The sequence below is a fragment of the Xenorhabdus kozodoii genome, assembly GCF_002632875.1.
GTDB classification, from domain to species: domain Bacteria; phylum Pseudomonadota; class Gammaproteobacteria; order Enterobacterales; family Enterobacteriaceae; genus Xenorhabdus; species Xenorhabdus kozodoii.
Genome location: NZ_NJCX01000041.1, coordinates 1 through 12,944, shown reverse-complemented (window position 1 = coordinate 12,944; position 12,944 = coordinate 1). Strand labels below are relative to the sequence as shown.

8 protein-coding genes and 2 pseudogenes are annotated in these 12,944 nt (G+C 38.1%); 3 read left to right on the top strand and 7 right to left on the bottom strand.

The features are described from left to right. A pseudogene (locus Xkoz_RS23610) lies at positions 1-166 on the top strand (ISAs1 family transposase); the annotation flags it as partial. On the opposite strand, the gene Xkoz_RS18195 reads toward Xkoz_RS23610, so the two are convergent. The 3 genes from Xkoz_RS18195 to Xkoz_RS18185 form a co-directional block, all read right to left on the bottom strand. Beyond that, positions 152-625 (bottom strand): hypothetical protein, encoded by a 474-nt coding sequence (locus tag Xkoz_RS18195; RefSeq protein WP_099143370.1) that lies wholly within the window; start codon positions 623-625, stop codon positions 152-154. The pseudogene Xkoz_RS23610 and the gene Xkoz_RS18195 sit on opposite strands and share 15 nt — an antisense overlap. A 62-nt stretch (positions 626-687) precedes the next feature. Next, on the bottom strand, positions 688-2,331 hold the full coding sequence (locus tag Xkoz_RS18190) for a hypothetical protein (protein ID WP_099143369.1): 1,644 nt from the start codon (positions 2,329-2,331) through the stop codon (positions 688-690). Between the two features lie 405 nt (positions 2,332-2,736). After that, on the bottom strand, positions 2,737-4,497 hold the full coding sequence (locus tag Xkoz_RS18185) for a hypothetical protein (protein ID WP_099143368.1): 1,761 nt from the start codon (positions 4,495-4,497) through the stop codon (positions 2,737-2,739). 436 nt (positions 4,498-4,933) lie between these two features. On the opposite strand from Xkoz_RS18185, the pseudogene Xkoz_RS18180 reads away from it, so the two are divergent. After that, positions 4,934-5,803, top strand: a pseudogene (locus Xkoz_RS18180) (ISAs1 family transposase); the annotation flags it as partial. Between the two features lie 444 nt (positions 5,804-6,247). Here Xkoz_RS18180 and Xkoz_RS18175 read toward each other — a convergent pair. From Xkoz_RS18175 to Xkoz_RS18165, 3 genes are read right to left on the bottom strand one after another with little or no spacing between them, the layout of a single operon-like run. Beyond that, positions 6,248-6,568 carry a YdbL family probable chaperone protein gene (locus Xkoz_RS18175; RefSeq protein WP_099143367.1) on the bottom strand — a complete coding sequence of 107 codons (321 nt, stop codon included), beginning with the start codon at positions 6,566-6,568 and terminating at the stop codon, positions 6,248-6,250. 10 nt (positions 6,569-6,578) lie between these two features. After that, positions 6,579-6,764, bottom strand: a complete 186-nt coding sequence (locus tag Xkoz_RS18170) for a YnbE family lipoprotein (RefSeq protein ID WP_099143371.1) — start codon at positions 6,762-6,764, stop codon at positions 6,579-6,581. A 35-nt stretch (positions 6,765-6,799) separates the two neighbouring features. Then, positions 6,800-9,424: a YdbH family protein gene (locus Xkoz_RS18165; protein ID WP_099143366.1), complete on the bottom strand. Its 2,625-nt coding sequence runs from the start codon at positions 9,422-9,424 to the stop codon at positions 6,800-6,802. 250 nt (positions 9,425-9,674) lie between these two features. Between Xkoz_RS18165 and Xkoz_RS18160 the strand changes: the two genes are divergently transcribed. Further along, a complete protein-coding gene (locus Xkoz_RS18160) occupies positions 9,675-10,670 on the top strand; it encodes a 2-hydroxyacid dehydrogenase (RefSeq protein WP_099143365.1) in 996 nt (331 codons plus the stop codon). A 142-nt stretch (positions 10,671-10,812) separates the two neighbouring features. Here Xkoz_RS18160 and Xkoz_RS18155 read toward each other — a convergent pair whose 3' ends face one another. After that, positions 10,813-12,132 (bottom strand): phosphatidylinositol-specific phospholipase C, encoded by a 1,320-nt coding sequence (locus Xkoz_RS18155; protein ID WP_099143364.1) that lies wholly within the window; start codon positions 12,130-12,132, stop codon positions 10,813-10,815. Positions 12,133-12,944: the final 812 nt, after the last annotated feature.

Here is a 12,944-nt window from a genome sequence, read left to right as displayed (position 1 = left end):
ATCGGCTGAAATATTGGGATGTATGCGTCACATGAGTGTCAATATGTTGCGGGCAGAAACAACCAAAAAAGCCAGCATTCGCCGAAAAAGGCGGTTTGCGAGTATGGATATTAACTATTTGGATAAGGTCTTAGTCGCAGGATTTAAGGCGTTAGGCAAGAAGTGAACATTCACGCTCTTGCCCTGCACTTTTTACCGTGCCCACTTTCACAAAATATCGTCCACTTGGTGGGTTATTAACTTGAGTTGGCATATCTAAATAATCCGCACCGACAGCTAATTGTACTGAAGAAATATCAACCGTTTTAGCATAATAAAATATCTTAGTTTCTTCAAATCCTATTGCTGCTGAATTTGGCTGAATATCTAATTGAATTTCATTGTTTTCAATGACATCATTATCAACACGTAATTCAACAGAAATTGTTCCTTTTTTATTATTATCAGACAATACGATTGGAGGTACATTTCTACGCAACCCTATACCGCCATAAGGTATCAATTCAACACTTGCATCACTCGAAATAGGTGTATCAGATGTTAAAAAGATATCGAGAATAAATTCTTCCCCTATGATTAAATCTGAACCCGATTCTATAGAAGTCGTAATTTTCTTAGATGACATTATTCTTTACCTCATAATAATTAACATATAAAAATGAATTAGGTACACTTCTATCATTTTTATTAATCACCAATAGTTTCTATTTGGCTATAATAATAATGACTATATTGTCTCAAACCTTCATTATTAATATAATATTCAAAATAAATTATCGGTATACCATAATGTGAACTACTCGCAAAGTTAACTAATAAATCATATTTAATCCCAATGATCGTTGTGGATTCTTTACCACCATCATGGTCAGGAACGTCATTAATAATAATGGAGAAAGGCTTGTTGATCTGTTTATATTGATCATCATCACTCAAATCATCACTTGAATCACCGTTAAGATACATAGTGAAATGAAGGGTATCACCAAATTTCGGTTTACGTTTATCTGTAAAATCATTTGTTCCTATTATTTTCACAAATAATCCATAACCTTCATTCCCCTCTTTCTGATAGCCAGCGATTGAAGAACTATTAATAGTGGATCCACACTCCAGTATAAAACTCTCATCATCCTGATTTAACGGTGGTTGACTATTAGGATCCGCCCAACTGGCATAGACAACAGGCATATCAAAAACACGCTCAATGCTATTTGACGGTTTATTCTCTCCACCGCCTATGTAGGTAATCGGTAATTTTTTTGAATATCGATTATCCCCGCCGACTGGTGCGATGACGTAATTAAGGTGTGCCATATTATCTTTTGGAAACAGATCATAATACAGTTTAAAACTGTGATCAGGAGCATCTGAATGCGCTATCATCTTAATGGGCAAAACAGGTTTGTCATCGATAAAAAAAATAACACTATCATCATCATGCAAATGAGTATAAGGCTCAACGATTACATCAAATGTATAATCTGAACCCGATGCTTGCAATTGACCATGATTCAGGTTATTTATTATCGGCACTGGAAGCAATTCACGCGGATCGACAGGCTTAGGGTTCAGCATATAAACAGCAGGTGCTGCATAATAGACTTCAAGCCCAGGCAATTCGCTTTCTAATCGCAGTGTAACGGGTTGATTCTTTTTTGGATAAACGCGGAAACTGATTTTACCATGGTGATTACTATTGATAGGAATAACAACCTGTTCATATTCCTCAATGGGATAAAGAGTCACTGGATTGGATTGTCCATCATCCGGATCCGTAGTAATAATCACCTTATCATTTAAATTATCCTTAATAGCTGAGGAAATCTGAATCGGGGTATTTTTTATCTCCTTACCACTGCTATTTTTTAATTTCGCAGTATAGAGAATAAAATTCTTATTTTCATTATCAATGCGATTCTCTGTTTGTGGTACTTCACAAATATATTTATCGACTGACAATTTAAATGAATCTACGTCAATCAGATTCGCAGTATAATGTACTTCTTGCGTATGCATATTAGGTATTTCTAATTTATACGCAATGGTGTCTCCGGGTTTTAAAGTACTGTCATCATCAACAGTTAAATACGCGATCGAGCGTATGGCATTTTTTATGCCATCAACGGGAGTCGCTTTAGTCAAACTGTCTACCGTTATTCCGTTAATCACCGATAAATCAACCTCTAATTCCGAAGGTGATTCCCCATTGAACATTATGGTAATATAAAGATAAAAACTTTGTCCAATAACCACATCTGAATGATGTGGTACTGATAGAACGACTGACGACACAACAGAATTGTATATTATATTTTCTTTATCAATCATAATAAACTCCATTTTAATTTTTTAACCAACATTCCAACGATATATACCAGTCGCCTTTCAAGATGCGTTTTATATCTCCCCGCTACGCGGGGAGATATAAACACTCTCGTTGGTTTGCAAACGGCAACTTGAAGTTAGATTGGTATAAATAAGATTTCAATATTGTAGGATATTCCCTTACTCCTCGCGAGGAGTAAGGGGTTTTCATAAATATCAGTGTTTCACTATTATGAAAAGGTATTTATATCCATAGACTTTCAAATAACACAAACCTATTGAAGCCAATCAAGTATAAAATAATATTTTTTACTGATGTTAATTTTTAATAAAAAACACACCATAAATTAAACATGGAACATTAGCTTTAACGTTATTAAAAAATCTGAAATTATTTACTGTAAAAAGTTAATCATCGTCCAGACCAGGGAGTGATGTGTTGGTCATTCCTCGCCAATAGTGGCTAAACGTTGTCTTGTTATTTTCATCTATCGTATAATACTCAAAATAAACGAAAGCGGGTGAGCCATCATTATAAGATCTTATTCCATAATATAATGGGTGATTAATTGGGATTACTGTAGAACATAATGTTTTATTACCTGCTGGAACAGCATCTGGCTTCGATAAAAGTATTGTAGTAGGTAATTTTTGAAAAAAATTCTTATTACCTGACCTGACGTACATATTTACATATACAGTATCTCCCACTTTTGGCCGTGTATGATCCGTTAGATCGTTTGTTGCAGTTATTTTCACATAGGCATCATAACCGCCATTTTTGGTATAATTTGACAACTCCACTCTGGTGGTATAACTCCTCTCCCAAAACAGCGCATTTTCTTCGCCTGGCTGTACCAACTGTGGGTCACCTGCATAATCGGCAAAACTGGAGTAAACCTGAACTTTATTATAGGTTCTTTCTATTCCGTCCGACGGTATAAGGTTTGTTCTACCACCTGTAATTTTAATCATTTCTCCCATTGAATAACGAGTATTTTCTGTATTTGTAATCACATAAAAAATCCCCTCCCATTCATCAGGTTTAAAACTGGCAAAAGGAATAGGAAAAGAATACTTAGCTTCACTAGCACCCTGCATATTATAAATGGGTAATATTAAACTCTTAATATCAGGAATTTTATTTTTTTCTTTGGTGAAAAATAAAATATGATCATCTGGGTTAGGGTTATCATAAGGCTGAATAGTAACTTCAAAAGTAGGATCATCTGGCTCACCATTTATTACACCACCATCAGCAGCAGGAATCAGCAATAATTCTAGATCATCGAAAGCAAGAAATGGTCTAGGAGCAATAATACATACTCTTTCTGACATATATGGATATTCATCCTGCCCCAAAATCATACATCCTAAGGAAAGTAAGGTCGGCTTATAATTAGTATCACTATTACCAACAGTTGGTTTATTATTTGGATAAACACGGAACCTGATTTTTCCACTATCATCACTTGTAAGACTAATAAATATTTTACCATTAATATTTGCATGGGTATAAATTTTTAGTGGTGTATTTTGCTGGTCTGGATCAGATGTAATAATAACATTTTTACTGATGTCTTCGTCAAGTGAAGCAATAAGATAAACCAGTGCTTTTTTTATTGGCGTATTTTGTGTCTGATCTCCTGTATCTTCTAATAAATGGGTTTCGTATATAATATACGTATCCTCAGGATCATTGAATGTTGGATCAGAATATTTTTTAGGAATAACGCAGACTGGTTTGTCCGGCAGTAATTGCAAAGTATAAGGAAGTATTTTTTTTACATTGTAGCTAACATCCTTATTGTAAACATTATTAGTACCATTTTCTAAAGCTACAGTAAAAGATACTTTACCATTTTTTATGGTGTTAGAATCATAATCGTCAATTACTATAGTATACAGTCCCGCATATATACTATTTTCATGACCAGATGCTAAAATACCATTTTTCGGTGGAATTATTGTTATACCACTGCCGGATTTTGCAACAACACTAATAAAGTACCCTTGTGGTAAATTACCAGCATTATCCGTTAAAGTCACGTCAAGGTAAAATTGCTGGCCATAGATTAAAGTAGTATCAGGCGTTACTGATAACTTTGCGTCTATTTCTATTGATGGAGTACCACTACCCTTTAAATTATTTTTTTTTGCTTCTGACATAATACACCTCACTGTGTGTGAATATATAAAATTAGCTATGCACTCCATTACATTAAGCTAAATTTAAAATTAAATGTACAATGAAAAACAGTTATCAGGTGATAATAAAAAGTTATCATCTGTATTTATTTTCACCACATGGTATTTTGGAGGTATATCTCCATCTAACTTATTAACAATATTATATTTAAAAACAAATTAACCACCAATTAATATGGATACAACATAGATAAATCCACACTGTTTAATGTGAAATATTACTTTTTATTATACGTCTACTTTATTATAATACAGTACACATAAAACATATGCATATATTGATCGAGTTTGTTCATCATTCGGCACTTCCCAGGGCGAGAGCATACTTTTTTACCCCCTTGAATGAATCGTAATTACATGATCTCATTCTCCTTATTTTTCTTTTGAATACTCACCCATGAATCCGAACCAGACCCTGATTGAACATTTAGCTGTTGTGAAAGAAACTCGTTTTGACATCAACCGTCAATACGAGCTGATTGATGTTATTTTTCTTGTCATCAGCGCCATTCTGGCTGGCGCTGAAGGTTGGCAAGATATTGAAACTTATGGTCGGGCCAAAATTAAGTGGCTGAAAAAGTATCGCCCCTTTCTCAGTGGAATACCACGCCGACACACGGTGGCCAGGATCGTGCGCGCTATTGAACTTGATTCGCTGTTGGAGGCTTTACTCAACGGGATCAATGAACAACGGGAACAGGGAGGGAAACCGGTCATTGCCTTCGATGGAAAAGTTCTGCGACACGCCTACCGTAATGAAAATAAAAACGCCGTCCAACTGGTCACCGCATATGATACGGAACAAGGATTAGTCCTGAGCCAGAAAGCCACCGCCACGAAAAACGGGGAAATCCGTATCGTGCGGCAGATGTTGGATATCCTTGACCTGAAAGGCAGCATCGTCACGCTGGATGCCTTGCATTGTCAGCGCCAAACGCTGGAAAAAATCCGCGAAAAGAAAGCCCATGTCGTGGTTCAGGTGAAAAAAAATCAGCCTCATCTGTGGGAAGCCGTCCAGTCGCAATTTCAGGCGGTGTTTGATGCTGGTAAAGAAAAAATTATCACGGAAGTTAAGCAGGAAGCCCATGGCCGGCGTGAAAAACGTTATGTGTTTCAGTTAAAGCCCCAATTCACGCCAGAATTAGTCGAGAAATGGCCGACCATTCGTAGCATTATCGCCGTAGAACGTCACCGGACACAAAATGGCAAAGGAACGGTGGACACGTCTTATTATGTGAGTTCCCTTTCGCCCAGGCATAAGATTGTACCTGTTCAGCTAGCTCCGAAGGAGAAGGTGATAGAATGTTACCTGCTATCTGAATATTTTGGGTAATGAGATTTAAGTCATGATGTATTGAAGTATCATTATTTTTATTTAAATTATCTTCTCTTTTATTATTTGAATCTAATAAATTTTTTTTGTGACTCCAAAATTTATGTTATTTTTTTGTTCTGTACTGTGTAAGTATCTCTCTTCCGTTTGCGTATCATGATCAGCTCCGGCACTTATCAATGAGGATGATAGTAATAAAAGACACAGGAAAGCAAAGAAACGAATAATGTTGACTATATACGATAACATATGTTGTTCCTAAGGTATTATTTTCTTTCATCTTATAAGTGCAATAAATGTTAATTAATTATATAGCACATAAATTAGGAGCTTAGTAATTTTTTTAATGTTCTGGTCAAGTCAAACCGAACATTAACTCTATTTCTGCACCCAATTACCATTAATGCCAAGAACATATTCGCCTGAAGCGGCGCGGTTTACCAACTTTTCTCCCGTTATTTTGGCAACTTGCTCCGTCGTCAAATTGTTTTGAGCCGCGATCTCAGCATATTTCTTTTGCCGCTCATTGTTAACCCTATTTACCACAGCCTGGGCATCTTGGGTATTTTTTACCGGCGCCAGATAGCCACTAAATGTCTCTCCCACCAGCCCTTGTTGTTTGGCTTCATTCAACGTCATACCCATAGCAAAAGCGCTGAATAACAGGCTTAACAGAAATATCATCCTCACTTTTTTCATGTTCTAGTCCTTAGAATAAGTTAGCGTTGTTTTTGAGCATATCTTCAATTTGCCTGTCAACCTTAATATGAATTTCATGCTCAATTTTGACATTCATATTGATGTTAATCGGCTTATCCGGTGTCGCCATTTCCAGCCGGATACAGCCCATTAATGCCATACTGAATAAGGCTACACTAGCCAACATGATCCCCATCCTGATCGTTGGCAGTTTGAATTCAATGTTCGTTATCATTTGTCACTCCCACTCATGACAGATATATTTTTCTGCAACCATTCTTCCAAGTTACTGCCAAAACGCAGGCTGCGCCATAACTGAAAAATATTCTCTTCATGATGATAGTTAAGCCTGACTTCACGTTTTCTATCCACTACAGGATTCACGCCACTAATCTCTGAATGCAATGTCAAGACGCCTAAATTATCGAGCGTAACATAGGCTTTTGAATGGTCAATTTCTAAATAACGCAGCCAATCCATTGCCATACCCGCCGATAAGTCATTTTTTCCTATAGAATCAACGGTATCCTTATCTAATCTTAATGTCAGATAATCCTCGTTAGATACCCATCCCCGTTGAATGATCCAATGCTTATCATTGAGCAATACAGGAAATTCACCGCTAATTTTTCCTGACATCGCCATTTGTTTGATTTTTAATACACCAAACAATTTACTCAAATTCAGTCTGTTAAACCGTAATATTGCCGCTTCTTTTTGTGGGATCTGTAATTGCCCCATTTCCAATCTACCATCCAATATATCCAGTTTCACATTGGTCAATTGTAACGGCTGCTTATCCGTTGCCGGATAGTAGCCCAGTAGATCAGCGGTCACGTTTTGCATATCAAATAACCCCTTAATTGCTTTGATCCGCAACTGGACGGGAGACCCCAGCCCTAGCTGCCAGGTGTGTTCTTGTAAACGCCACGGCAAAACAAAATCCAGGCCATCAACCTCCCCATTTTTCAACCACATCCCCGCATTCTTGACCACCCAATGGCCACCTGCACGCAATCCCTGCCCCTTTGCAGCAGAAAACGCAGCCTGTGCATAAATAGTTCCTCCCAGTACGGTAATACCCAGATCTGGCGGGATCAAAGATTGGAAGGCTAATAAAGATTGCCTCGGCCAACGGGCTTCTCCCCTCAATCGCGTGCCATCCCAACGACCATAAAAAGGGATGGGGCCAATGCCCTTGGAGTACAGATTGCCATTCAACATAAAGTTATCAGGAGACTTTCCTGAAAGTGTGGCGTTAAAATCAAAGGCCGGCAAAAAACCACCAGAACGAAATTCGGTTTTCTGGACGGATAACTGCAAATCCCCCGTTAAGTTGGGACGCCCTGCCGCACGTTCCCAAATCAACGAATGAGTCAGTTTTAAGCGTGGTGCCTGCATTTTCACGAGGCCATATTGGATAAGATCAAAGCCTGTATTTAATGTCTCTATCGTTATCTTTGATTGATGCCAACTTCCCTTACCCGCGATATCCCATTTAGCCTGTAATGGAGGTAAATCTCCACTCCCCCAATAACGCCAATTCCAGTTTCCCTGGTCGGGTATAAAATTTTTTGCGGAACCATCCAGATGTAGTTTAAATTCCCCCCAATAACGGTCTTGTGCCATCACAATGGCCTGGAGCCGGCCAGTAAAGCCATCACGATCCAAATAAGTACCTGCCAATGGTAAGCGGGCTTCTTTGATAGTAAATGTCTCACTGACTTTCCCCCATGCCCGGAACAATGCGCCTGAGCGGAACGTTATTTTCGGATCAACCAATGACCCCGTAATAACGGCAGGCAATGACATGGTCATGACCATTCGGCCACTATTCATTTGTCCTGTTAACTGAAATGGAATATGGGCATTAGTGATATTGATTGGGGTGGGTTTCACGGAAAGAACCACATTGCCTTTACCCAAATCATTTTGGGTGACCAGATTTATTCGCCCACTGACTAACAGGCCAGACAATCCTTTTTTCCACTGTTCAAGCGTGATATTCACCCGCCCAGACAACGCCTGGCTGCCTTTCCACCATTGCCATTTGCCATTCACTATCTGAAACTGCAATTCATCAAACGACCAGGGTAATTCCGCCAATGTCCGCTGGCTTTTTTCTTCAAAAACGGTGAGCTGTCCGCTTTGCCCCTGCCAGTTCAATGCCAGTTGCAACGGTTCAGGATATTGGCTCAAAGATAAGTGCGCTATAATTTGGCCTTGTTCTGGTATTGTTGCTACATCCAAGGGTAATGCGATATTTCCATTCAGGGAAATCTCTTGTTCAGGTAATTTCACCCAAAAATGCTGAATAATAAGATCGTGTTTATCTGTAATATGCGCATTAAGTTTTAATTTTTCACTTTGGTAAGAGAATCTTTGCCCTTGGGGTGATGAACTCAATTGGAGTTTGCCGGCAAATTCCTGCCAGGGCATCAGAGACAACCGATCAACGTTAAGATTCACCGAAGGTATCGCCGTTAATACCTCTTGCACAGATATTGGCGCTGATTGCCCTTCTGCTACCGGTAATTGCGCCAGGCATTGGCTATCGCTGTCAATATCGGCAGCGTGAATATTCCAGTGGCGATCTACATGATTTTTCCCCGATAAATATGCCACAGATAACCCAGAGATTTTGATCCATTCACACGCGTTTACCCGCAATGACAGTTCGTCTAACCACAATGCATTGTTAGCCCATCGTGGTTGGCTCAAAGAAAAAGTGATCCCCTGTGGTAGCCAATAACTGGCAATCAATGGCAACCAACGTGGAAGAGTGTACCATCCCACTGACACCAATAACGCCAGCAGTATCACCATCGTTGCAAACACCTTGAGTATTTTTGCCATTAAATCCTTATCTCTTCTTTTCAACCTGAGAACAACTTCCTGTTATGATAATCTCATATCAGGCTCTAAGCCGATTTATTATACAAGCTATCGCTATGAATAGCTTATCAGGCGATTTATTCGAGTATAGCGAAAGATAACGTTTAGAACCTTCCATGGACGTCATTATTGCAGACAGTTTTTGCAACAAAGTGAATTCAATGAAATGGCTCGAATGATCCTATAGTTACCGTATGGTGGAGATGTTGTTATGAAGTTGGTTGTTTACAGTACCAAACAGTATGACCGTAAGCATTTTGAAATGCTCAACCAAAAACTTGGCTTTGACTATCATATCGAGTTTTTTGATTTTCCTTTGAGTCCACATACAGCCAAAAATGCCATTGGTGCAGATGCTATCTGTATTTTCGTCAATGATGATGGTGGGCGGGAAGTCCTGCAAGAACTGGCTGAGATGAACATCAAAATCTTGGCACTGCGCTGTGCCGGATTCAACAATGTCGATCTGGATGCCGCGAAGGAATTTGGTATTCAGGTGGTTCGAGTACCTGCCTATTCGCCTGAATCCGTTGCTGAACATACTGTTGGCTTGATGTTATGTCTTAATCGACGTATCCACCGAGCCTACCAACGCACCCGTGATGCCAATTTTTCTCTTGAAGGATTAACGGGTTTTAACATGTATAAACGCACAGCAGGCATTATCGGTACAGGAAAAATTGGCATCGCGACTTTGCGGATTTTGAACGGCTTTGGTATGCGTTTACTGGCATATGATCCCTATCCCAATCCTGAAGCTATAAAGATGGGGGTGGAATATGTGGACTTAGAGACTTTATATGCTGAATCTGATGTGATCTCCCTGCATTGCCCTATGACACCAGAAAATCATCATTTATTGGATGAAACCGCGTTCAACAAAATGAAAGATGGCGTGATGATCATCAATACCAGCCGAGGCGCCCTCATTGATTCTGTGGCTGCTATTAATGCACTGAAACAACAAAAAATTGGTGCGCTGGGTATGGATGTTTATGAAAATGAAAGAGATTTATTTTTTGAAGATAAATCAAATGACGTGATCCAAGACGATATCTTCCGCCGCTTATCTTCTTGCCATAATGTGCTGTTCACCGGCCATCAAGCATTCTTAACCGAAGAAGCCTTAACCAGTATCAGTGAAACAACTTTGCAAAATATTCAGCAATTAGTTTCCAGAAAGGCTTGCCCGAATATTGTTGAATAATTTTTAATAACCACTAACAACCGCTTCTACGGTTATGATAACTCAATATTAACTGGGTAATCCTTTTAACCAGAACACAATGCTACAAATCTCACGAACAGAAAACACAATGTATCCTGTTCGTGAGTCTTTTATGATGAAATTAATTGGTTGTATTGTTTTCAAAAGTCATTTGCCACTCATCCTGTGCCACTTGATTACCCGGAGCCCAACACGGGACAAGTTTTCTGTTCTCTGCATATGAAAGGCTGCTTTCATAGAGATAACATTCATAATATTCATTATAAATGTTACCGTCTTTTATAGTCCAGATGCTTTCTCTCGTTGACACACCATTAATCCAGGTAAACACAGCTCTTCTGTTATCCTCAATAAAAGTACTGGCATACAAAAATTCTTTATAATAGGTATTAAATATATGATACTGATTATTTTTTTCATCGTAAGGAATTAACACCCAAAAACCGTTAATTACCTTATTTCCCGGAGCCCAGCTAAAAACCCGTCTCCTGTCCTCTGCGGGGTCCATATATAAAGAAGCATAAAAATAATGCCTCCCATAATAGTCGTTAAAAATAGAATACACCGGCAAATTATATAGGTCTTTATTTTCATTTCTCTTTATCACCTCGGCAATCAATACATTAATATAAAAGTCCATTGCAATAATTCCGATGTGTGGTGCCTCATTTTTTGAATTATCTACCAGATCAGAACCCAATCCTTTTTTAAATTCATGGGACAAAATGGGTTGGAGTGATCTGGCAAATGACTCTGGACTTATCAAGGGTACGTCCTCAGCACTACAATGATTTAAATATATTTCAGGCTTATCATTATTCCGATTTACTTTCGCTGACTCATTTATAAAATTAACTATTTTTGCGTTTTTAGTCGCTAATGATGTATCGGTATAATCATCCTGAACTTTTATAGAACTATAGGGAATCCCTGGTAATGTAAGTACATTTGCAAGAATAACAATCTTTCCCCTTACTTCACCAAGTGTTGGAATAGCAGAGTCCAGATACATGCTGCTATGATAATCTGAATAATGTGTATTAAATATATTTAAGAATTCACTATCAGTAACCGATGAGTTTTCTTGTTTTACTCTCATAACAATGGTTTCTGAGTTATTATTCGCCAAAAAGGAAATGCATTCATTTAAAACATCACCAAAGTTTATATTTAGATAGAATTTACCATGATGAATGGCAAAGACGCCATCAATTACACAACATCTAATATCCAGATAACGGATACCATCTGCCAGTTGTTTTGTTATTGTGCAATCCGAATCTTGTGTAGCAATACCTGAATCAATGAAACCCAATTGTCCCGACGCCCCTTTTCTGGCACAACTGTCGTGAGTTCCTGGAATAGATATGTGTGCTAAACTTTTACCGTCATCGACGCAACTCATCCAGTTGCTGGTATTGTCTAATAACGAATATCTCATATTTACCTCCTCAAAAATAATACTGATTTGCCTTTTAACCAAAGAATCATTGTAAAATATATCTAAATAATTCCTTGATTTCTGAAACCACCGAAAATAATGTTACTCAGTTTTTGTCCCAGTTAGCGCTTTATCGATGCAAATTCTGTCCAGAGGAATGTCCAGCTTAACCTGACTCCACTTGTACAGCAAGAGCTTATTTGTCGGTGGAATAGAATTCGGCTTGCCAATATTACGGATTTTTATACTCAACTACCGTCCAACGAATTTACGGATGTTTCCTTCCTCGTCAATTATCCGTGCTAGTTTCTATCTGCCATCCAATGTAATTTTGAACGTTATCATTGATATAATGACAAAGAAAAGAAGGAAGAGAACACTGAATTAAGTTAGAAATTAACTTAAAAGGCATAATATAGAAAATGGCCGCAGGCAGAATAGTTAAAAAATAATGAATTATAAATAAACTATGTTAATAAAATATTTTATATGGAGGCCCTATAAATTCTCTATTTAGAAAAATGGGAACACAAGATGGTAGTAAAACCAGCTTTATCACAGAAAAACTCAACTAATTTGTTCATACCTGTTCCTTATTAAGATCAGTTTCTTAGGTTGAAAGCTCCGAGCTTGGAACAGGCACTTAATTTAATTTTTTATCCAACTTTCCGGTTAATAAAGGAATAAATTTTATTTTTTGGACGATTTCCTAATATACGCAATTAACTTGAAGATGCAGGAATTAAAGTCTGGAAATTATCTGTCAACCGGGTGGTCAATTCCTGTGCTTTTTCGGGTAATGTAACATGAAA